Genomic DNA, 22462 nt, shown 5'->3' with positions numbered 1-22462 from the left:
CGCGCATGATTCGTTTTGGTCGCCACAGATGGCCGAAGAGGGCAGCCACCGTGAGAGAGCCGCAAGGAATGAAGTTCAACTTTGAAACCAACGTCTTTCCGTTGTTTCACCCGCAGTCCGTGGATGATCTGAAGGATCCCTGTCCGGTGTTCGACGGCGCGCTTTGGCACGTCTTCGGTTCCAGCGGCACTGTCACGACCGAGAGCTGGAATATACTACATGCCACGGCTCCGGACCTTTATGGGCCGTGGACCGAGCATGAGGCGCTCGACTTGGCGGTAACTGGATCGGGCATAGCGGCGCCCGGCGTCATTCATGAATGCGGCGTCTTCCATATGTTTATCCAGACCGAATTCATGAAGTCGGGGGGACGTTGCGAGCATGCGGTTTCCAATGATGGCTTCAACTGGGTGGTGCTGAATCCGGCGATATTGTCCCTGCCGGACACCGATGAGGACGGTATCTACGATCCCCATCCGGCGATTATCGGCGGGAAGCGCTACATCGTCTATTCAGGCATGCCTAAATTCACCAGGGTGCCGCAGCCTGACGTCTATCTGGCGCGCAGCCAATCCGATTCCTGGTTCGGGCCATGGAAACGTCTCGGCAAGATATTGGACCATCTCGACGTTCCCCATCACAATGCGCGCGAGCATCCGGACTACGAATGGGGGATCGAGGGCGCCCAACTGGTCGAATTGCCCGACGGTCGCGTGCTTCTCAACGCCACCTGCTTCCTTCCCGACGTTCCGCGCGGAAGTCGTCAGCGCGTATTCTTCGCCATCGCCGACGACGTCCAGGGTCCCTACGTGTCGGTCGGCCCTGTGCTTGATCCTGGTGAGCCTGGGGAGAACGGCCATTCGACGGTGATGATCGAGGGCGGGAAACTGACTTTGTTCTACCAGAGCAGACGTGAGGCAACGAACCATCGCTGGCGTTTCGGACTGGCTAGGTGCGACCTGGATCAGCAAGTCCTTTCACGAGTCGCCTAACAGGGACGACCAGCCCACTTCAGATAATCATCTTTGTAATCGGGTTGCTGCCGCGTGCCGAGCGATCCTCAATCAATCCAGATCGGTCGACTTAGCCGAACGTCGCAGAGACTACGAGGCCGGCGGTTGGACAGGATTTGACGCCGAGGCGGAAGACTATACTCCCGACGAGATCGAGCGGGATCGGGCTCGTGACCTCAACCGCCTCTGATCGAGGAACCCCGCTGCCCGAAAGGTAGCGGGGAATTCTCACTCTCTTCATAGCCCGCTTTGAGCGTTGCGCGAAATCGCGCCCAGTGTAAAGGCGCTGCGCCATCCAGCCTTCGCTAGTCCCTTCGCTGGTGAGACTCTGCCTTGCTCTGCGCAGTGTCGATGGTCCCTCTGAGAAGCTGCACTGGGCATCAACAGCAATTCGGCCAAGTCGAATGCGACAGTATCAGATTCCGCGGAACCAAGGAGGTAGCGGGGCATTTCTGCCTACCGGTGCTTTAATGGAGGCGACCATGGGTTTCTTCAGCAAACTGCTCAAGAGTTTCAAAACAGCAAACCCTGCGAAATCGAGCAGCGGAAACATGCAGAAAGACACCGGCGCCGGGCCCGCTTTGGCGGCGCATTCCAAGGATGCCAAAGCAAGTGGGAAGGCTGGGCAGAACGCATCGGCAGCGACCAAGAAGAGGTGAGACGCCCTGGCTTTCAAAGCGTAGCGTCATCAAAGTGGATGAAGTCCGCCGACTCCATCGAGCCGTCGTCGCAAACAAGCCAGCCGCTTGGTTGGCCTTCATTATCGATGTTTGGCCAATGCCGCGTCACGAACCCAACCGGACTGCCTCCAGCAAATTGCACTCATCGGTTACTAATGTTTCGGAAAACCGCGACAATCGTCACAGCTAAGACTTCCACATCCCGGCTAAAAAGGTCGATTTATTCATCTGCGCAAACCTGATCAAAGACGCGTTCACAAACAGCCAGATCGTGAGGGCTGAGGCAGGTGCGATTGAAACGCGGGCGCGGCATTTGAAAGCCTTCGAGAGCCCCGCTGCACGTGCAAAAGAAAGCGGGCTTTCACACCCAGACCGAGGAGAGCGGCAGTCCGGTCCTCGTGCAAGAAACGCCGGTCGTTGAGTGTTTGTTCCCGGTTGGGGACCAAGCTATCGAGCGATCGGAACTATCGGTCTGTGGCGGCGTTGCGATGGCAGTAAAATTATGCTGACCAACGGAGACAGACATGACCGACTCCAAGGAACGTCTGACGCAGTGGCTTCGCGACGCTCACGCCATGGAAGAACAGGCCGAGACGATGTTGAGCGGCCAAATCGAGCGTCTCGAAAACTATCCCGAGCTACGCGACCGGATGACGCTGCACCTCGAAGAAACGAGGCAACAGGCAAACCGTCTCGAACAATGCCTCGATCGCATGGGGGAAGGATCATCAACGCTTAAAGACGCCGGCGGTAAGCTAATCGCCATGGGACAGAGCATCAGCGGCCTGTTCGCAGGCGACGAGGTGATGAAAGGATCGCTGGCCAGCTACACATTCGAGCATATGGAGATCGCAAGCTACAAAATGCTCATCGCCGCAGCCGGCGAGGTCGGCGATTCCGAGACCCAAAGCGCGTGCAAGGCAAACCTGCGCGAGGAAGAGGCGATGGCTGAATGGCTGGAAAGCAAACTCGGCACCGTCACCAGTGAATTCCTCAGACGCGAGGAGCGGGATTCCGATGCCGCGAAACGGTGACGTAGGCGGACATTCTGATTGATTGCTGCCTACAGAAACCGCTCCCCTTCGGCGCGGTGCTCGAAACAGAACCAGTGCGGCGTCTGCCTCGGCCTGGCGAAGTAGCGGTGCGACGCCGCCGCGGTGAGGATCGTCCAATTGCCGGCACCCAACTGCTGCGTGAATGGCAGGGCGTAGAGCAGACCGTGACGGTCCTTGCTGATGGCTACGAATGGCAAGGCAGGCCTTACCAGTCGCTGTCCTCAGTCGCGCGCGCGATCACCGGCACGCGCTGGAACGGCTGGCTGTTTTTCGGCCTGAAGAACCATTGCAGCAAGGCGAGGGGCCGGTCATGAACATGGCGGGCCCGAAGACCATCGTCCGCAAGCTGCGCTGCGCGGTCTACACCCGCAAGTCCAGCGAGGAGGGGCTCGACATGGAGTTCAACTCGCTCGATGCGCAGCGCGAGGCCTGTGAGGCCTTTGTGGCCAGCCAGAAGGCCCTTGGTTGGGTTCTGGTGCCCGATCACTACGATGATGGCGGGATCTCTGGTGCGACGCTGGAACGCCCTGCCTTGAAGCGCCTGCTGACCGACATGGACGTGGGCCTGGTCGACGTGGTCGTGGTCTATAAGATCGACCGCCTGTCACGCTCGCTCATGGACTTCTCGCGGCTGGTCGAAGCCTTTGATGCCAACGACGTCACCTTCGTCTCGGTGACCCAGAGCTTTAACACCACCACCTCAATGGGTAGGTTGACGCTCAACATCCTCCTCTCCTTCGCGCAGTTCGAACGCGAGGTGATTGGCGAGCGCATTCGTGACAAGTTCGCCGCATCGCGAAAGCGTGGCATGTGGATGGGCGGCTGGGCGCCGCTCGGCTACGACATCAAGGACCGCAAGCTGGTCATCAACGAGGCTGAGGCGGCAAATGTCCGCATGGTGTTCGAGCGGTTTATCTCGACCGGCTCGGCAACAACCCTTTCCAGGATTTTGACGGCCGAAGGGATTTTAACCCGTCGCGGCCGTCCATTGGACAAGGGCGTAATCTACAAGCTGCTCAACAACCCTGTCTATGTCGGCGAAGCCGTGCACAAGGGTGCCTCCTATGCTGGTGAACACCAGGCCATCATCAGCCGCGGCCTCTGGGCCAAGGTGCAGGCTATCCTGTCAGATGGATCGAGGAAACGCGCAGCCAACACTCGCGCGCAGACACCGGCGCTGCTGAAGGGTCTTCTATTTGGGCCGACGGGATGTGCGATGTCGCCAACCCATACGCGCAAGGCAGGCAAGCTCTACCGCTACTATGTTAGCCAATCGGTGCTAAAGCACGGTACTGGCGCATGCCCAGTTGGGCGCCTGCCAGCGGCCGAGGTCGAGGCAGCCGTCATTGATCAGTTGCGCGTCCTCCTCCGTGCTCCCGAGATCATCATCGCCACCTGGAAAGCAGGGCGCGAACACGATGCCGAGATCAGTGAAGACGAGGTGAGGGCGGCGCTGCTCGGACTCGATCCGCTCTGGAATGAACTCTTCCCCGCCGAGCAGGCACGCATCGTCCGGTTGCTGGTCGAACGCGTGGACGTGACAATGGACAGCCTTTCCATCCGCCTGCGCACCGAGGGATTGGTCGGTCTTGCGGCCGATCTCGCTCAACGTCAAAATGTCCCGAGCGCAACATGATAACCAACAGCGACACCGGCAGCGACACCAACATCATCACCGTCCAAGTTCCGCTGACGCTTCGCAAGCGGGGAGGGCGCAAGCTGATCGTCGCGCCGGTCGGCCAGGAGCGTTGGGCCTCTGCTCGGCCACGCGTCGACAATACACTCGTCAAGGCGATCGCACGCGCCTATCGCTGGCAGCAGATGCTGAAGCAGGGCGCCTACGCGAGCGCGGAGGATATCGCCAAGGTAGAGAAAATCAGCGCCTCATATGTCAATCGTCTCTTGCAACTGACGCTGCTTTCTCCGGCAATCGTCGAGACGGTCCTCGACGGGCACCAACCAGCCACGATGACCACCGCTGATCTACTTCAACCGGTACCGGCGCAATGGCACGCACAACGGGCGCTGCTATGTTAGGTCCGCTTTGCGCCCCATATCGGCCGTTGAGGTGACCGTTGCTACTGCCTGAAAGCAGACATTGTTGCGACCATTCTGGACGTCGCGGTTGCGGCATAACCGACGTTCGCGCGAGAAATGGAGCCAAGCGGTCAATACGTTGGGATTCAGTTCGCCGCGCCGACCCGCTTGCGCTCCCGGGTTTCCAGCAGCTTCGTCAGCCAGTCTGGATCCATCTCCGGCACGGAGGAGAGAAGCAGTTCGGTATACGGAGCATGCGGCGGCGTCAGGATTTCGGTCTTGAGCCCCTGCTCGACGACTTTGCCTTGATGCATGACGACAATTTCGTCGGCGATTGCCCTCACCGTCGCGATGTCGTGCGTGATGAAAATGTAGCTGACTCCGAATTCTTGTTGCAGCCGCATAAGAAGCTTCAGGATCTCTTCCTGTACGATCTGGTCGAGGGCTGAGGTCACCTCGTCGCAGATGATGAGCTCCGGATTAGCAGCCAGCGCCCGGGCAATGCAGATGCGCTGCTTCTGACCGCCCGAGAGTTCGCTCGGCAGACGATCGAGGAAGCTTTCGTCCATCTCGATCATGTGCATGAGTTCGCCAACCCGGCGGTCGCACGCCCCCCCTTTGAGGCCGAGATAGAACTCGAGTGGCCGGGAGATGACTTCCTCGACGGTCTGACGCGGATTGAGCGCGTTGTCAGGCATCTGGTAGATCATCTGAATGCGGCGCAGAATGTCTTTGGGCCTCTCTTTCAGTGTTCTTGACAGACGATGCCCCGCAAATGAGATCGAGCCCGAGACCGGCGGCAGCAGGCCGGTGATGACGCGGGCGAGCGTTGATTTACCGGAACCAGATTCACCAACGACCGCTACCGTCCGTCCGCGCGGCACCTTGATCGATACATCCTGCAGAACCTTGACTTTCCCTGCGTAGGCGGCGGTGATGTTATCGATCGTGAGCAGATGGTCCGCGGCCGGCACTTCGGGTTTGGCTAGCTTTCGCACCGCCCAGAGCGTCCTCGTATAGTCTTCGGCCGGCGCGGCAAGCATCTGGCGTGTTTCGGCCTCCTCCACAGTACGGCCATGGCGCAGAACCATGATCCGGTCCGCCATCTGCGCAACCACGGCCAGATCATGCGTGACGTAGATCGCGGCAGTGTTGAATTCTTCGACAATCTGGCGGATCGAGGCGAGGACCTCGACCTGTGTGGTCACATCGAGCGCCGTCGTCGGCTCGTCGAAGATGATCAGGTCGGGCCGGCAGGCCATAGCCATCGCCGTCATAGCCCGCTGCAACTGTCCTCCGGAGACCTGGTGAGGATAGCGGAAGCCGATGGTCTCCGGATCCGGCAGGTGAAGACGCCGGTAAAGTTTGATGGCATCCCGATTCGCTGCCTCGCGACTGGCGATCCCGTGCGCCACGACCGTTTCGACGGTCTGATCGAGGAGCCGATGGGCCGGGTTGAAGGAAGCGGCCGCGCTTTGCGCGACATAGGCGATGCGCGAGCCTCGGAGCCGCCGCCGTGCGGTTTCCGTCATGGCGAGGAGGTCGACCCCGTCGAACAGGATGGATCCTTGCGTGATCCGGCAGCCTGGCTTGGCATATCCCATCGCGGCAAGCCCAATGGTGGACTTTCCGGCGCCGGACTCGCCAATGAGGCCGAGAACCTCACCGCGGTTTAGCGAGAGATCCACACCGCGAACGATCGGATGCCAGCGCTCGTCGGAAAACCCTTCGACGTGAAGGTTGCGAACGCTGAGGAGTTTCGTGCCCTTTTCGCGTTGGCCAGAATTCTTACTTTTCATCGCGCAACCCGCTTGTCGCATGCAAGAACCAGTCGACAACGAAATTCACCGAGACCGTGAGAAGGGCAATGGCGCCTGCCGGCAAGAGCGGAGTGATGTCGCCATAGGTGATGAGGGTAGCGTTTTCCCGCACCATCGAGCCCCAGTCGGCAGTCGGCGGCTGGATGCCGACGCCGAGAAAGGAGAGCGCGGCGATGGTGAGGAAAACGAAACAGAAGCGCAGGCCGAATTCCGCGATCAGCGGCGGCAGTACGTTGGGCAGGATCTCCTTGGTCAGAATCCATCTCGGCCCTTCGCCACGCAGTTGCGCGGCTTCGACATATTCCATGACGGCAACATTCAGCCCGACCGCGCGCGCCAGCCGGAATACGCGGGTCGAATCGAGCAGGGCGATGATGAGGATCAGGCTGGTGACCGACGAACCGAAGATGGATAGCAACATCAGCGCGAAGATGAGGCTCGGGATCGACATCAGCACATCTACCGCGCGCGACAGAATCTGGTCGAGCCACCCCCGGTACATCGCGGCCAGCAAACCGAGCGTGACGCCGACCGCGAAGGACAGAAGCGTAGTCGCGAAGGCGATGCCGATCGTATTGCGCGCGCCATAGATCAGCCGGGTGAGCACGTCGCGACCGAGTTGGTCGGTCCCGACGATGAACTCCTGGCTCCAAGGCGCGAAAGCCTCGGTGAAAACCTGCGTTTCTCCGTACGGCGCTATCCAGGGCGCTAACAGCGCGACGAAGACATAGCCAAGGATGACCACGATGCCGAACCAAGCGCTGAATGGAGCCTTTTTGAGTGCGGTTTTTATCCGGGAGGCGCGTGTGCGCCTCTGTCTCGGAACCGCCACGGCATGTTCGGTGCTGGTCATCGCGGATGCAAAAGCCTCGGATTGGTGGCGATGGAAATGATGTCGGCGGTCAGGTTGAGCAGGATGTAGGTTGCTGCGAAGATTAGGGCGCAGGCTTGCACGACCGGAACATCCCTGGACTTCACCGCATCGACCATCAATTGGCCGATGCCGGGATAGACGAACACCACCTCGACGACGACCACGCCTACGATGAGATAAGCGAGGTTGAACGCAATTACCGTGACGATAGGCGCCCAGGCATTGGGCAGGGCGTGTCTGAGAACGGTTGCCATCGGCGACATTCCCTTGAGCCGCGCCATGTCGATATAGGGGCTTGCCAGCATGTTGATAATCGCAACGCGCGTCATACGCATCATATGGGCAACAATCACCAGCGTGAGGGTGATGGACGGCAACGCTGCGCGCCAGACGTGCTCCCAGAACGGCGTTCGGTCGCTGATGTTCGCCAGTGTCGGAAATTTGGGAACCAGGTTCAGGACCCAGTTGATCGAAGCCGCGAGCCACTCGGGCAGGGATTGTGCGAATTCGGTTCCAATGAACGTGTCGCGCGAGATGATGAGATAGGCCAGCATATAGGCGACGAAGAATTCGGGGAATGAAATCGTCGTCAGCGTCACCGTGTTCACCACACGGTCGAACCAGCTGTTGCGGTAGAGAGCGGCGAGAATGCCGAGTCCCAGCGCGAGTGGAACCGCTATAAGGGCAGTCATCACGGCGAGGAACATCGTGTTGTAGAGCCGGGGCGCAATGATCTCGGCGACCGTGCGCCGGTAGCCGGTGCGGCTTGCGAAGGAAGAGCCGAAATCCCCCTGCACGATCTGTCCGACCCAGGCGAAATAGCGCTCAACCGGCGGACGATCGATGCCGATCTCGCGCTGGAATGCGGCGACCGTCTCGGGCGTCGCGGATTGCCCAAGCATAGCCTTGGCGAAATCGCCCGGAAGCATGGCAATCGCCGAAAAGATGATGATGGTGACGATGAACAGCGTGATCAGGCCGAGGCCCAGGCGCTGCAGAACCGTCCTAACGACCGGATTCATGGGCGGTGCCTTCGAGCGTTTCCCCTGAAAAGAGCGAACCGCCTGCGCCGCGGGCGGCCTCGCCTGGCGAACGTCACGCGTTGGCTACCCACCAGCGCTCTGCCATCTTCAGTCCGTCATTCTCCCAGTTCGGCGCCAGCTCGCCGTGCGCCAGTTTCTTGGACTTGGCGCTTACAAAATTGTTGAAGACCAGGACGATGGCGCCGCCGTCATCATGCGTCAACTGCTGCATTTCGGCATACATCGCGGAGCGCTTGGCCTCGTCGGTCTCCGCGCGTGCCTGGATCAGCAGTTCGTTGAAGCGGGCATTTTTCCAGAACGTCTCGTTCCAGCTGGAATCCGCCGAGTAGGCCTGCGTGAACATCCAGTCGGCCGTTGCACGACCGCTCCAATAGGAGGCGCACCACGGTTTCTTGAGCCAGACATTGTCCCAATAGGCGTCCTCGGCCTCGCGCACCACATTGACATCGATGCCGCATTGGGCCGCCGTCTCGCGGATGAGGGCGGCCGCGTCCACGGCGCCGGCGAAGGCGGCGTCGGCGACGGAAAGGTCGACCTTGAGATTTTCCATTCCCGCTTTTTTCAGATGGAAGCGCGCCTTTTCCGGATCGAACTTGTGCTGCGGCTCCGGATTGATGGCGAACTTTATCGCCGGTGCGATCGGGTTGTCATTTCCGACAGTTGCATGGCCAAGGAAAATCTTCTGCGCGATTTCCTCGCGATCGATGGCCCATTTCAACGCCATGCGCACATCGGGGTTGTCGAATGGCGCAACCGTCACGTTCATAGGCAGCGTGTAGTGGCCGTAGCCGGTCACCTCGAGGATCTCGATATTCGGCTTGCGCTTCAGCATGCCGAGCGTTTTCAGGTCGGCGCGGCCGATATAATCAACCTCGCCGGTTGACAGCGCGGCCATACGCGCGGCGAGGTCCGTGATGGCGATAAACTCGACCTCGTCCAAATAGGGTTTGCCGTTCTTAAAGTAATTGGGGTTGCGCTTGAGCTTCGCCGAGACGCCTGGCTGGAAGTTCTCAAGCACGAAGGCGCCGGTCCGGACGCCCGATTCCCAGTCCGCCTTTCCGTCCTTGGCAGGCATGACGACAAGGTGATAGTCGCTCATGATGTAGGGAAAGTCTGCATTCCCGCTGTTTAGTGTGAAAACGATCGTTTCCGGGCCGTCTGCCTTGATGTTGGTCACCGATTCGAGCAGCGACTTCGCCGCCGATTTGGTGTCGGCCCCCATATGATATTGCATAGAGGCGACCACGTCGTCCGCCGTGATCGTCTTGCCGTTGTGGAAGGTCGCACCTTTGCGCAGCTTGAAGACCCATGTTGTCGCGTCGTCCGAGGTCTCGAAGGTCTCGGCAAGGTCCGGCTGGATGCTGCCTTTCGCGTCGACCTCGGTCAGGCTGTTGGACATGGCACCCGAAAAGGCGGTTTGCGTGAACGTATCGGGATAGCCGGCCGGATCGATCGAATCCGTCGTCGCGCCATGCGCCATGCCGAGCTTGGCGAAGCCGCCCTGCTTCGGTGCGGCCCGCGCCACGCTCACGAAGAGCATATCGGCGGCGACGACCGTCAGGCCTGCCGCCAGCCCTAGATGGATGAAATCACGGCGCGAAACCTTGCCGCGGCCGATCAGGTTTTGCGCTAAGCGCAGTTTATATTCAGATTCCGACACTGCTTCCTCCCATTGCGGATTTCCCGCATTCTTGTTGTTGGCATTTATCGAGCAGATCTGGTGGATTCAGCCGATTTGCCTCCTTTCGATTTTTCCGGCGGTTTGACGCAAATTTCACGCCGTTACATAGATTTCACCAGCTTCCACCGTGACCGGGAATGTTCGGGCACGCACGCCCGGGTCGACCAGAGCGGCACCGGTCTTTATGTCGAATTCCCACCCGTGCCAGGCGCAGCGCACGATTTCGTTCTCGCGGTGATAGATGAATTGCGCTTGGTCGACCGGTGCCGTGGTTCCGCATTGCGGTCCCTCGCAAAGCGGAGCGCCGCGGTGCGGACAAACGTTCAGCAAGGCATGGAATGAATCTCCGATGCGGAAAACCCCGACTGAAAGGCTGCGGATTTTGGCGATGTACGGAGTTCCGGTCTCGATTTCGTCGACGCGGCAAATGTATGTCTTCTCAGCCATGGTTTGCTCCCGTCACGCGGCATTCGCCGCTTGCGTGCGGGGAATGCGTTTATAGACCTCGAGCGCATTCAATCCCATGATCTTGCTTTTCCAGGCGGGCGGGATGTGCAGCGTGTTGGCATCGTCATAATCCCAATGCGGGTAGTCGGAGGCGAACATCAGCGTGTTCTCGCCGTCCATTGCTTCGAGAGTGGACCAGAGATGCTGAATGTTCGCGGGCTGCTCCAGTGGTTGCGTGGAGAAGCGAATATTGCGCCGGCAATACTCGGAGGGCAGCATCTTCAGCCACGGCGTTTCCTTGCGCAGAGCTTTGTAGTCTGCGTCCAGTCGCCACAATACCGACGGAACCCAAGCCACTCCGCACTCGATGAGCACGAAATATAGATCCGGCCATTTCTCGAAAACGCCATGCGCGATCATGCTTGCAACATGCGACAAGGCCGACATGTGAAGAATTGCGTGCGTCTCCCAGAAAAAGGTCGTCGGAGCCGGCGCGACCGCGTTCCAGTTTATGCCGCCATGACCGCCCAGATGAATTGCAAATGGCAGCCCGACTTCGGCGCAGGCCTCGAAAATGGGGTGGTAAAAGGGATCGCCGTACGGTTTGACCGAGCCTTGGGAGGCTAGAACCTGGACCATACGGGGGTGGTTGCCGAGGCGGCGAATCTCGGCTGCTGCGAGCTTCGGATCCTGCGGCGCGACGATGATCGAACCCATGAAGCGGCTGTCTTTGGGAAGCCACTCGGCGATTTGGTAGTCGTTATAGGCGCTGACCAGCGCGCTAGCGTAATATGGGTTTGCTAGCGTGGAAGCCTCTATCGGCTCGTCGCCGGTGAGGATGGCGGCCCCGATATTATATTTGTCGAGGTGCTTTTCCTTCATGATGAGATAATTGTCGGCTTCGGTCTCGGGCCTGACATCCTTGCGGGAAAAGTCCTGCGGGTGAAACCAGGGACGGTGCCCGTGCGGGAAGGCGCCTCTCGGACCAGTTTTTTCGCCTTCCATGAACATGTCTTTCCAGACGCCGGAAAGATAGGGCTCGAGCACCGTCGCGCTCGACCAGTAATTGTGACAATCGCAATCGACTATGAACACCCTATCCAACTCCCTGGCGTGGTAGGCCGGCTAACCTAGCCGGCTTCTTCAACGGCAGCTTCCGCCTTGGGCATTATTTGATCAAGCTTGTGATTTGGGCTAATACGATCGGGTTTTTCGATTGGGAGGCGACATGCAGCTGGATCACATCGAGACCTTTCTCGACATCATGGAGTCGCGAAATTTTAACCGCACTGCGGATCGTTTGGGCGTAACGCAGTCAACAGTGAGCACCCGCATCAAGAACCTGGAGCAGGCCATCGGTTCGGAGCTCTTCCTGCGAGGACGAGCCGGCGCCGAGCCGACCGCGGCGGGGCGGCGTTTTGATGCTTATGCGCGCGCCATGCTGTCGACATGGTCTCAGGCCCGCCATGACGTGCGGGCATTTAACCGGTTCGAAGGCACCTTGCGCGTCGCTGCCCAGGTCGGGATGACGCGCTCGATATTGCCAGGTTGGGTGGAGACGTTGTTCCAAGTGCTGCCGAAATCGTCAATTCACGTAGAATCCGACTATTCGCCGCAGATGATTTCCGATTTGAGCTTGGGAAACCTCGATATTGCTGTGGTCTACGCGCCCAGATACCTCCCTGAAATCGCCTACGATCCTCTGATGGTCGAAGAATATGTGATGGTGTCTACTGCGGCCAGTATCCTGTCGGAGGTCAATCCGGACACGTACATCCGGCCAGGCTACACGGTCGCGCTTGAAAAAGCCCACGCCGAGGCGCTGCCGCAATTGGCGATAGGCCGTCTTTCGATGGGCTCGGAAACGCTCGCCGAAGCGATGCTGCGGCGCATGGGTGGCACTTGCTATATGCGCAGTGACGACGCTCGGCGGTATACCGCCGAGCGGCCATCTTTTGTGGTAGAGGGTGCGCCCGCGCTTCAGCAGCCGGTTCACACCGCTATTTTGGCGCGCCGCAAGCATGAGCCGATCATCCGCAGAGGGATTCGCGCGCTCCATCTGGCTGTTATGTCCATGGAAAGTTAGATCGAAATACCCGATTGTAAAGCCGACATCTGCCACTTTTTTGAAAGTATCCCGGCTGCCATTCTGGCCGAGGCAAACCAGAGTCAAATGATGAACGCGCACATTTCCACCGCTTCGGGCCACATGTTCAGCTTCAGTGCAGGCCAATATCTGATACTGCACCTGACGATCGACGGCGCCACGGTAACGAGATCCTACTCGGTTTCCTCGCCGCCGACCCGACCGCTCGACCTGCAGATCACGGTGAAGCGGGTGAAGGGCGGGCTTGTTTCCAACTGGCTTCACGACAATCTCCGGCCGGGCCACGACATTGAAATCGAAGGGCCGGTCGGACGTTTCAACTTCGACGATCTACCATGCGAGAAGCCGCTTTTCCTTTCCGGCGGCAGCGGCATCACTCCCGTTATGTCGATGCTGCGGGCGCTAACCGACCGGGCATCTGGCCATGACATCCGTTTCATTCACTGCGCTCGGACGGCGGACGACATCGCCTTCCGCGCCGAGTTGGAGGCGCTCGCCGCGCGATTCTCCAATGTCAATGTAAGCTTCATCTGCAGCCAGGAAGGTTCGGTGTGGCAGGGCCCTAAGGGTCGCATCGACGGCCCCATGCTCTTGCGGCTGGCTCCGGACCTTCACCAGCGCACGTCTTACGTTTGCGGCCCCGAGCCGTTTATGCAGACGGTTCGGACCTGTGTCGCGGAGATCGGCATCGCACCCTCGCAGTACCACGAGGAAAGCTTCGGCGGCGCCGTGGGTAATTCCATGCCTCTGCAATCGGCTGTCGCTGGCGTTAAGCGCGTCCGCTTCGCCCGGTCCGGCGCAGAGCATCTTTGTGCGCCCGAAGAGACCCTGCTCGATGCGGCGCGCAATTGCGGGCTCCACATTCCCACCGCATGCCAGCAGGGTATTTGCGGAACTTGCCGGACGGTCAAGCTTTCGGGTGAAGTCGCGATGGACGACCTTGGAGGGCTCAGCCTTGAAGAGAAGGCGGCCGGTTATGTGTTGGCCTGCTGCAGCCGGCCGCAAGGCACTGTTTGCCTCGATCTCTGAATCTCATTGCGAATCCTGATGGAAAGCCCGGGTGCTCGCGCACGAGCCGGTTGTGCCTTGCCTCGCGCCAGGCCTGTCCAGCGGCGGGCGGTCCAGCAGCTCAGGCCACGGCATCGCCGACACACGGAACCGAGGTTCGGTTCGGCAATTAAAGGAGGGCGAACTGGTTTTGCGGAGGTTTGAGGTGAACGGGTTTTTGAATGTGGGGCTTTCGACGGCCGTGACGGGCACGGTCGTAAGCTTTGTGACGGCGGCGGTTCTAGCCCTTCTGGCCAAAGCCGAAGGCAAATCCGCACTGCAGCCGACCAACGCCACCAGCCACTGGCTGCACGGCGATAAGGCCGGTGCGGTCAGGAAAGCCGACCTCGCACACACTGCGGTGGGCTTCGGCACCCACCATGCCTCGGCCATGTTCTGGGCCGCTCCGTTCGAGGCTTGGCTCGCCCGAAACCCTCAGCGGTCGCCGCTGCTGATGCTGCGCGATGCCTCGGCAGTGGCCATGATTGCAGCCGTCGTGGATTATCTCGTCGTACCGAAGCGGCTCACCCCAGGCTGGGAGACCGTGCTTTCGAAGCGCTCGATCGCCGCCACGTATGTCGCGCTTGCTCTGGGCTTGGCTGCCGGCGGACTGATCGCGCAGGCGATGCGGAAGACGGATTGATCGGATTCCAAGACTGGCGAGAGACCGCCGATGGTATTCCGCTTTTCGCCTGGCAGGCAGGGCTCAACCGGCACCGGCAATCGCCAGAGCCCACCGACTCGGTCCAGATGTTCGGTGCTGGTTCGCACTCCAGCTCTGTCCCTTACCCAATGAGCCGACGAATGTGGCCAGCTCACCGCTGGGGCGTTAAAGTTGATCCAGATGATGCATGAGTTTCAAAAGGAACGAGTACAAGACCTGTTCGGGGTCATCAGCTTGCTCGCTGAGCACCGTTATGCCCGCCAATGGCCAGCACGGCCTTCTACACCGGGTTAGGGTCCGGCATAAGGTCCGCATTGGTTCAGCTTAGGACCGAGCCTGCGCCGAGCTGAATGTCTGCTCACTTACATCTCAGATTAGAAGCTGCCTGACCGCTTTCGGCCCAAACAGGACGGTGATTGCTTGGCGCTGAGCGTAGGCAATAGCGCACGGCGCCATTTCACCGTCACAGGCTGGGATTGCCCAAGAGGGCCATGGGATCCGTATCGCCTAGCGAATGATCTGCTAAACTTCGCATAATCCCGATATCACGAAACAATTGAAATTGTTCGCCTCTAAACCTGAGAACTAAAAGTGCGAGGTTGACAGCTTTGGAGAATATCGGCCGAGAGAACGATCATTCGACGGAAACATCCGGCGGCGCGGTTGCAAGCTTTGCCTGAAAAGCCCGCAGTTGCGCGGGGTTTCGACCCTGCTAGATCAAGGCGGAGAATGTTGGGGCAGGGTGCATCTGGCGGAGGGAGTGGGATTCGAACCCACGGTGGGCTTGCACCCACGCCGGTTTTCAAGACCGGTGCCTTAAACCGCTCGGCCATCCCTCCGTCGTGATTTTTCAATCACTTGGATGCTCGTCTTAATCTCAACTGTACCTGTTGGTACTGCTGCGCCGCCCGAAGACCGTTCTCGCTTCATTGCTCTAGTGCGCCCGACGAAGTCCTGTCAACCGGCCATAACCCGTTCCTGCCAACGGCAGAGCATGGATGCTCGACGGCGGGACTGAAGCAGGACGAACAGCACTCTGCACCGAAGGTCGAAAGGCCGTGGTTTTTCACAGCGATCGCCGGGGCGGTTTGTGCCACAATCTCGCCCGGTTCCGACCACAATCGGTTAATACGGTGATAAGCAATTCCGGTGCACAAGGGATTGCGAATCAAGGTGGCGCTGGCATTTGTCGAGGGGTTTTTAGCTCTGCCGACAGTCAAGTTGCGGTGCCTTTGTTGAGAGGGGACAATCGAAACATGCAGAGCACGGCGCGCCCGCATCTCCGTCGCGCTTGCGCTTTCACGTTGTTTGCCCTGTCGGCTGCCTTGCTGGCGGCTTGCGCCGCGCCACCACAGCCGAAGGCGATGGTCAACAAGAAGCCTCGCTCCAAGGAATATTTTGCCGAATCCGAATATGGCGTAAAGGCCAGTCCGCGCGTTACCTTCAAGAAGTCTGGCTTGCAGCGTGGCGGCGGACGCGACCAGTTGGGCAAGCCCTATCAGGTGCGAGGCAAGTGGTATTATCCGAAGGAAGATAAGCGCTACGCTAAGGTGGGCCTCGCCTCCTGGTATGGCGACGCCTTCCACGGCCGGCTGACCGCCAACGGCGAAGTCTATGACATGACGCATCTGACCGGCGCGCATCCGACCATGCCGTTGCCGAGCTATGCGCGAGTCACCAATATGAAGACCGGCAGTTCGGTCATCGTGCGCGTCAACGACCGCGGACCCTACCATGACGGGCGCATCATCGATGTGTCGAAACGTGCCGCCGAAATGCTCGACTATGCAAACATCGGCACGGCAAAGGTGAAGGTCGAATATGTCGGCCGTGCGCCGCTTGACGGCAGTGACGATCAGTATCTGATGGCCTCCTACAGTCCCGGCAACAGGGCGCCGGATCCGTCGGACGGCTTGCCGACCGGTGTCATGATCGCCATGAATGGACCATCGCCGAGCACAGCGCTGGGCGCCGCCGCGGCTGCATTTCCCGGCCAGTTGACGAATTCCGCATCGGCACAGGCTGTCATGTCGGCGCAGACGCCGGCCGCTGGCAATGTGACGCTGCCCGATTTCGGGCCGATCGTGCCGGAACGCCCGGAAATCAATTTGCCGGCGCAATCGCCGTTCACCGTGGCGTCGCTGTCTTATGCAGACGAGCGCGTGCAGCGTGCCACCAATGTCTTTGCCGCGCTGGATGGCGCCGGCATGTCGCCCGCCGAAATCCTTCAATCGTGGAAGCGGCAAGCGCCTTCGGCCGGTTCGCCCGCGGATTATATCGCGGCGGGTTCGTTTGAGGATGCCGCCGAGGCGCAGCGTGTGGCAACCCAGCTTTCCGGCTTCGGCAAGGCTGAGATCCAGCGCTCCGAATTCGAAGGCAAGGACTGGTATTCGGTCAATCTCTATCCGGACGGCCATGGCAGCCTGGACGAGATGCTGCAGGCGGCATGGTCGCATGGCGCGCCGGACGCGCTCGTGGTTCGGAACTGACCGGCAAACCTGAAGTTTGCCCAGTTGTCCGTGGCGCGGTTGATTGGCCGGGACAAAGCCTGATAGCTTGTAGAGCTTGCCCAAATGCCGGCTGACAGGTCGAACCTCTCATGAAATCTCGCTTCGCCGCGCCTGTCGCCGGGCTCCTGGGTTTTGGCCTCCTGCTGCTCTCGCTGGCCCCGGCCGCGGCGCAGCTTTTCGAGACCAAGGCTACTCAGGCCTTCATGATCGATGCCGAAACCGGAACGGTGCTGTTTTCCAAGGATGCCGACAAGCCGATGCCGCCGGCGTCACTGGCCAAGCTGATGACGATGGAGGTGGTTTTCAACGCCATCAAGTCGGGGCGCGTGACGCTCGACGACACATTCGCGGTGAGTGAGAACGCATGGCGCACGGGCGGCGCGCCATCCGGAACGTCGACAATGTTTGCCAAGCTCAAATCGACGATCCGGCTTGAAGACCTGATTCAGGGCGTGACGGTCCAGGCAGCCAATGACGGCTGTATCATCATCGCCGAAGGCTTCGCCGGATCCGAGGCGAATTTCGCGACTGAGATGACCGACCGCGCAAGGCAGATTGGCCTCGCGAAATCGACATTCGTCAATTCGACCGGTCTGCCGGCCGACGGCCAGCAAACGACGGTTCGGGAGCTCGCGCTTCTGGCCCTGCATATCTGGCGCGAGTACCCGGATCTCTATCGCTACTACGGCCAGAAGGATTTCACCTGGAACAAGATCATCCAGAGGAACCGCAATCCGCTGCTGGCGATGGATATCGGCGCGGACGGCTTGGCTGTCGGCATGAGCGAGGCATCCGGCTTCGGCATCGTTGGCTCGGTCAGCCACAATGGCGCCCGCATCATCGCGGCGATGAGCGGACTGAAAAGCGACCGCGAGCGCGCCGAGGAAGCGCGGAAGCTGCTCGACTGGGGCGTTCGCGCCTTCCAGAAGACGGAGATTTTCGCCAAGGACGAAGTGGTCGGCGAAGCCCAGGTTTTCGGCGGTGCGAAATCCGGCGTGGCGCTGAAGGCAAAAGGGCCGGTGAATATCTTCCTGCCCATCGCCAACCGCGACAAGCTGACCGCCAAGATCGTCTATGACGGACCGGTTGCAGCGCCCGTGGAGGAGGGGCAGCCGGTGGGTGCACTGCGGGTCTGGATCGGTGATACGCTGAGCCAGGAGACGCCGCTTTTCGCGGCCGAATCGGTTGGCGTTGGCTCGCTGCCGCGGCGCGCGCTCGACGCCGTCAAGGAACTGGCCGTCGGCTGGCTGCGTTAGCACCGTTGCGGTGGACCTTTTTTCTGACCGGGACTATTACGGTTCCCGCAGTATGGAAGAAGGCTTTTTGATTGGTGCACGGATTTTTCATCACCTTCGAAGGCGGAGAGGGGGCAGGCAAGTCGACGCAGATCGAGCGGCTGGCCAGCAAGATGCGCGCCAAGAAATACGATGTCCTTGTCACGCGTGAGCCGGGCGGCTCGCCCGGCGCGGAGGCGGTCAGGCATGTCCTGCTTTCCGGCGCTGCCGAACCGTTCGGCCCCAGGATGGAGGCGCTGCTTTTCGCCGCCGCGCGCTCCGACCATGTCGAGCAGGTCATTCGGCCGGCGGTCGAACGCGGCTCGATCGTGCTTTGTGATCGCTTCATAGACTCCTCGCGCGTCTACCAGGGCGTCACCGGCGGCCTCGATCCGGCGTTCATGGGCGCGCTGGAAAAGGTCGCCATCAACGGCATGGTGCCCGACATGACGCTGATCTTCGATATCGACCCGGCCGAAGGATTGCGGCGCGCCACGGCACGGCGGGGCACCGATGCCGGCGCCGACCGCTTCGAAAAGGAAACGCTTGATATCCATCAGCGCCGCCGCGAAGCCTTTCTGGCGATCGCCGCGGCAGAGCCCGAGCGCTGCATCGTCGTCGACGCGTCCGCCGACCCCGACACGGTGGAGAATGTCGTCACCGCTGCCGTGTTCGCGGCTCTGGAGACGATGACGCCGGCGCACAGGAAGCAGGCGTCGCCAGGATGATTTTCGAACGGATCGCACCAGAACAGCACGACACGCTCGACGGCGTGCCGGAGCCGTCCGAGACCCCGCGTCTGGTCGGACATGGCCAGGCGGCGAACATGCTGGCCGCCGCCTATCGCTCCGGGAAGCTGCCGCATGCACTGATCTTTGTCGGACCGGTCGGCATCGGCAAGGCGACGCTTGCCTTCCATCTGGCGCATCATCTGCTGAAGCATCCCGCATTCGAACAGGCGCCGGACGTTCTCGCCGTTCCTGATCCGGCGTCATCGCTGTTTCGCCAGATCGCCACCGGCGCACATCCTTCGGTGCTCCATCTGACCCGCCCGCCGAACGACAAGACGAAAAGCTTCAAGACGGTCGTCACCGTCGACGAGATCCGCAAGGTCAGCCGCTTCCTGTCGCTGACCTCGCATGACGGCAGCTACAGGGTGGTGATCGTCGATCCGGCCGACGACATGAATGTCAATGCGGCCAATGCCTTGTTGAAGAACCTTGAAGAACCACCGGCACGCACACTGTTCATCCTCATCGTCCATGCACCGGGCAGCCTGCTGCCGACGATCCGCTCGCGCTGCCAGATGGTGCGGCTGGCGCCGCTCGATGCCGAGAGCCTGATGGCGGTTCTGGAGAACGTCGAGCCACCGCCGCCGGACGAACCCGCGGCGCGCGCGGCATTGGCCAAGCGGGCAGGGGGCAGCGCGCGCACCGCAATCCTGTTGACGCAGTATGGCGGGCTGGAAATCGCCGAGACGCTCGACGCCCTGGCGACAGCGAGGAAGAGCGATGTTGCCGGCGCCTATCGCCTCGCGGAGGCGGTCGCCGGTCGCGACCAGGCGATCCAGTTCGATATCTTCAATCGCCGTGCGCTCGACCTGCTCTCGACCGGCGCAAGCCAGGCCGCGCTGGCGGGCGATCTGGCGCGGGCGAAAACACTGTCGGATACTTGGCACGAGGCTTTGAACGCTATATCTGAGACCGACACCTACAATCTCGACAAGAAGCAGCACGCCTTGACCATGATCGACCGCCTGAATTCTGCAATGCGAATGTGACGGCCCATCGGGATGGCAATCGCCGTTTCGATGCGATATCTCACCGCTACATCTTCATTCAGACATTCATGACGGTTAATTCATGTCACGCGACACATTCTACATTACCACCGCGATTTCCTATCCCAATGGCAAGCCGCATATAGGCCATGCCTACGAATTGATCGCCACCGACGCACTCGCCCGCTTTCAGCGGCTCGACGGCAAGCAAGTCTTCTTCCTCACCGGCACCGACGAGCACGGCATCAAGATGCTGCAGACGGCGAAGCGGGAAGGCATTCCCGCGCGTGAACTGGCCGACCGCAACGCGGCCGATTTCCAGCGCATGGCAATCGCGCTCAATGCCTCCAACGACGATTTCATCCGCACTACCGAAGAACGTCACTATGCGGCCTCGCAGGCGATCTGGAAGGCGATGGCTGCCAATGGCGACATCTACAAGGGCGGCTATGCCGGTTGGTATTCGGTGCGCGACGAAGCCTACTACGGCGAGGAGGAGACCGAAGTCCGCGCCGACAATGTCCGCTACGGACCGCAGGGAACCCCGGTCGAATGGGTCGAGGAAGAGAGCTATTTCTTCCGCCTGTCGGCCTATCAGGACAAGCTCATCACGCTCTACGAAAGCCAACCCGATTTCATCGGCCCGGCCGAGCGGCGCAACGAAGTGATGAGCTTCGTCAAGTCAGGATTGAAGGATCTGTCGATCTCGCGCACCACCTTCGACTGGGGCGTGCCGGTGCCGGGTGACGAGAAGCATGTGATGTATGTCTGGGTCGACGCTCTGACAAATTACATTACCGGTGTCGGTTATCCAAATGAAAATGCTGACAATTGGCGCTTCTGGCCTGCCGATGCACACATCATCGGCAAGGACATCGTGCGCTTCCACGCAGTCTATTGGCCTGCCTTCCTGATGTCGGCCGGAATCCCCTTGCCGAAGCGCGTCTTCGGTCACGGCTTCCTGTTCAACCGCGGCGAGAAGATGTCGAAATCGGTAGGCAACGTCATCGACCCGTTCGCGATGGTCGAGCATTATGGCCTCGACCAGGTGCGCTATTTCTTCCTGCGTGAGGTGCCGTTCGGCCAGGACGGCAGCTATAGCCACGAGGCCATCGTCAACCGCACCAATGCCGACCTCGCCAATGGCCTTGGCAATCTGGCGCAGCGCTCGCTGTCGATGATCGCCAAGAACTGCGGCGGCGTAGTGCCGAAGCGCAGCGATCTGGCGGAGGCCGACAGGGCGATCCTCGACCAGGCGGTGGAGGCGCTTGCTACTGCACGCAAGACGATGGCGGAGCAGGGCATCCATCTAGCGCTTGCGGCGATCTTCGGCGTGGTGGCGGAGGCCGATCGCTACTTCGCCTCGCAGGAACCCTGGGCGCTCAGAAAGACCGATCCGGCGCGTATGGAAACGGTGCTGTGGACGACCGCAGAAATCATCCGACGCGTGGCGCTGCTCTGCCAGCCCTTCATTCCGGGATCGGCCGCTAAGCTGCTCGACCTGCTGGCTGTGCCGGCGGACAGCCGCGATTTCGTGCATGTCCACGCGGACTATGCGCTGGCATCAGGGGTTGCTTTGCCCGCGCCGGAAGGCGTGTTTCCACGTTACGTCGAGCAAACGGATGCAAGCGCCTAATGCTGGTCGACAGTCACTGCCATCTCGACTTTCCGGATTTCGCAGAGGAGCGGGCGGCCATCGTCGCCCGCGCCCTTGCCGCTGGAATCGGTCGCATGGTGACGATCTCGACACGTGTGAAGAAATTCCAACAAGTGCTTGAAATCGCTGAATCTTTCGACGAAATCTATTGCTCTGTTGGCACCCATCCGCACAATGCCGCCGAAGAGCTGGACGTGTCGGCCGAGGATCTTGTCCGGCTATCCGCTCATCCAAAAGTGGTAGCGATCGGCGAGGCCGGGCTCGACTATTTCTACGATCACGCGCCGCGCGATGCGCAGGCGCAGGGTTTTCGCATCCATATCGCTGCCGCGCGCGAGACTGGCCTGCCGCTGGTCATCCATTCGCGTGACGCCGACAGCGACATGGCCGATATCCTCGAGGACGAAACAGGGAAGGGCGCCTTCCCCTTCATCCTGCACTGTTTTTCGTCCGGGCGCAGGCTGGCCGAAGTCGGCGTGGCGCTCGGCGGCTACGTTTCCTTTTCCGGCATCCTGACCTTCAAGAATTCGGCCGAGCTGCGCGCCATCGCTGCCGACGTGCCACACGACCGACTGCTGGTCGAAACCGACGCGCCATATCTTGCGCCGATACCCTTTCGCGGCAAGCGCAACGAGCCTGCGTATGTGGCGCATACAGCCAAGGTGCTGGCCGAAACGATCGGTGTCAGCGAGGCCGAAATCGCTGCCGTCACCACGGACAATTTCTTCCGGCTGTTCGAGAAGATGCCGCGCCCAAGTGCGCTGAGCGCCTGA

Annotated in this window: 21 protein-coding genes and 1 tRNA gene; 15 read left to right on the top strand and 7 right to left on the bottom strand. The window is 60.4% G+C overall.

Annotated features, from left to right (window positions below; all coding sequences use genetic code 11):
* Nucleotides 1-68: 68 nt before the first annotated feature.
* From RPG13_RS20300 to RPG13_RS20275, 6 genes are all read left to right on the top strand, one after another.
* Nucleotides 69-992 carry a hypothetical protein gene (locus RPG13_RS20300; RefSeq protein WP_095488658.1) on the top strand — a complete coding sequence of 308 codons (924 nt, stop codon included), beginning with the start codon at nt 69-71 and terminating at the stop codon, nt 990-992.
* A 503-nt stretch (nt 993-1495) separates the two neighbouring features.
* Entirely contained in the window at nt 1496-1672 is a 177-nt protein-coding gene (locus RPG13_RS20295; protein ID WP_023801603.1) for a hypothetical protein, read from the top strand.
* Nucleotides 1673-2217: 545 nt separating this feature from the next.
* On the top strand, nt 2218-2727 hold the full coding sequence (locus RPG13_RS20290; protein WP_337125804.1) for a ferritin-like domain-containing protein: 510 nt from the start codon (nt 2218-2220) through the stop codon (nt 2725-2727).
* Between the two features lie 107 nt (nt 2728-2834).
* Nucleotides 2835-3062 (top strand): DUF2924 domain-containing protein, encoded by a 228-nt coding sequence (locus tag RPG13_RS20285; protein ID WP_337125803.1) that lies wholly within the window; start codon nt 2835-2837, stop codon nt 3060-3062.
* Between the two features lie 2 nt (nt 3063-3064).
* Nucleotides 3065-4384: a recombinase family protein gene (locus RPG13_RS20280; protein WP_095488671.1), complete on the top strand. Its 1320-nt coding sequence runs from the start codon at nt 3065-3067 to the stop codon at nt 4382-4384.
* Complete coding sequence (locus RPG13_RS20275; RefSeq protein ID WP_095488655.1) at nt 4381-4785, top strand: hypothetical protein; 405 nt, start codon at nt 4381-4383, stop codon at nt 4783-4785. The genes RPG13_RS20280 and RPG13_RS20275 overlap by 4 nt, the downstream gene beginning before the upstream one ends.
* Nucleotides 4786-4931: 146 nt before the next feature.
* On the opposite strand, the gene RPG13_RS20270 is transcribed toward RPG13_RS20275, so the two are convergent.
* The 6 genes from RPG13_RS20270 to RPG13_RS20245 form a co-directional block, all read right to left on the bottom strand.
* Nucleotides 4932-6584, bottom strand: a complete 1653-nt coding sequence (locus RPG13_RS20270; protein WP_337125802.1) for an ABC transporter ATP-binding protein — start codon at nt 6582-6584, stop codon at nt 4932-4934.
* On the bottom strand, nt 6574-7458 hold the full coding sequence (locus RPG13_RS20265) for an ABC transporter permease (RefSeq protein WP_095488653.1): 885 nt from the start codon (nt 7456-7458) through the stop codon (nt 6574-6576). Before RPG13_RS20265 ends, RPG13_RS20270 begins: the two co-directional genes overlap by 11 nt.
* Entirely contained in the window at nt 7455-8501 is a 1047-nt protein-coding gene (locus tag RPG13_RS20260) for an ABC transporter permease (RefSeq protein WP_337125801.1), read from the bottom strand. The genes RPG13_RS20265 and RPG13_RS20260 overlap by 4 nt, the downstream gene beginning before the upstream one ends.
* A 73-nt stretch (nt 8502-8574) precedes the next feature.
* On the bottom strand, nt 8575-10182 hold the full coding sequence (locus tag RPG13_RS20255) for an ABC transporter substrate-binding protein (RefSeq protein ID WP_337125800.1): 1608 nt from the start codon (nt 10180-10182) through the stop codon (nt 8575-8577).
* 114 nt (nt 10183-10296) lie between these two features.
* Complete coding sequence (locus tag RPG13_RS20250; RefSeq protein WP_023797723.1) at nt 10297-10650, bottom strand: Rieske (2Fe-2S) protein; 354 nt, start codon at nt 10648-10650, stop codon at nt 10297-10299.
* A gap of 12 nt (nt 10651-10662) precedes the next feature.
* Nucleotides 10663-11745 (bottom strand): amidohydrolase family protein, encoded by a 1083-nt coding sequence (locus RPG13_RS20245; protein ID WP_095488651.1) that lies wholly within the window; start codon nt 11743-11745, stop codon nt 10663-10665.
* A gap of 133 nt (nt 11746-11878) precedes the next feature.
* Between RPG13_RS20245 and RPG13_RS20240 the strand changes: the two genes are divergently transcribed.
* The 3 genes from RPG13_RS20240 to RPG13_RS20230 all read left to right on the top strand — a co-directional run bounded on the left by RPG13_RS20240 (nt 11879) and on the right by RPG13_RS20230 (nt 14447).
* On the top strand, nt 11879-12736 hold the full coding sequence (locus tag RPG13_RS20240; RefSeq protein ID WP_292715368.1) for a LysR family transcriptional regulator: 858 nt from the start codon (nt 11879-11881) through the stop codon (nt 12734-12736).
* Between the two features lie 90 nt (nt 12737-12826).
* Nucleotides 12827-13786: a hybrid-cluster NAD(P)-dependent oxidoreductase gene (locus RPG13_RS20235; protein WP_337125799.1), complete on the top strand. Its 960-nt coding sequence runs from the start codon at nt 12827-12829 to the stop codon at nt 13784-13786.
* Nucleotides 13787-13817: 31 nt separating this feature from the next.
* A complete protein-coding gene (locus tag RPG13_RS20230; protein ID WP_245467756.1) occupies nt 13818-14447 on the top strand; it encodes a hypothetical protein in 630 nt (209 codons plus the stop codon).
* A 770-nt stretch (nt 14448-15217) separates the two neighbouring features.
* Here RPG13_RS20230 and RPG13_RS20225 read toward each other — a convergent pair.
* A tRNA-Ser gene (locus tag RPG13_RS20225) sits at nt 15218-15307 on the bottom strand.
* A 417-nt stretch (nt 15308-15724) separates the two neighbouring features.
* Here RPG13_RS20225 and RPG13_RS20220 point away from each other — a divergent pair.
* The 6 genes from RPG13_RS20220 to RPG13_RS20195 all read left to right on the top strand — a co-directional run bounded on the left by RPG13_RS20220 (nt 15725) and on the right by RPG13_RS20195 (nt 22462).
* Nucleotides 15725-16957, top strand: a complete 1233-nt coding sequence (locus RPG13_RS20220) for a septal ring lytic transglycosylase RlpA family protein (RefSeq protein WP_337125798.1) — start codon at nt 15725-15727, stop codon at nt 16955-16957.
* 110 nt (nt 16958-17067) lie between these two features.
* Nucleotides 17068-18234, top strand: coding sequence for a D-alanyl-D-alanine carboxypeptidase family protein (locus tag RPG13_RS20215; protein WP_337125797.1), 1167 nt, complete (start codon nt 17068-17070; stop codon nt 18232-18234).
* A 71-nt stretch (nt 18235-18305) separates the two neighbouring features.
* Nucleotides 18306-18980: a dTMP kinase gene (gene tmk, locus RPG13_RS20210; RefSeq protein WP_337125796.1), complete on the top strand. Its 675-nt coding sequence runs from the start codon at nt 18306-18308 to the stop codon at nt 18978-18980.
* Nucleotides 18977-20032: a DNA polymerase III subunit delta' gene (locus RPG13_RS20205; RefSeq protein WP_095488644.1), complete on the top strand. Its 1056-nt coding sequence runs from the start codon at nt 18977-18979 to the stop codon at nt 20030-20032. Before tmk ends, RPG13_RS20205 begins: the two co-directional genes overlap by 4 nt.
* Before the next feature lie 82 nt (nt 20033-20114).
* Nucleotides 20115-21668, top strand: a complete 1554-nt coding sequence (metG, locus tag RPG13_RS20200; RefSeq protein ID WP_095488643.1) for a methionine--tRNA ligase — start codon at nt 20115-20117, stop codon at nt 21666-21668.
* A complete protein-coding gene (locus RPG13_RS20195) occupies nt 21668-22462 on the top strand; it encodes a TatD family hydrolase (RefSeq protein WP_337125795.1) in 795 nt (264 codons plus the stop codon). The genes metG and RPG13_RS20195 overlap by 1 nt, the downstream gene beginning before the upstream one ends.

It is taken from the genome of Mesorhizobium sp. ISC15 (genome assembly GCF_037162615.1).
GTDB lineage: Bacteria > Pseudomonadota > Alphaproteobacteria > Rhizobiales > Rhizobiaceae > Mesorhizobium > Mesorhizobium mediterraneum.
The sequence above is the reverse complement of the archived record's forward strand: the minus strand, read 5'-3'. Positions and strand labels throughout refer to the sequence as shown.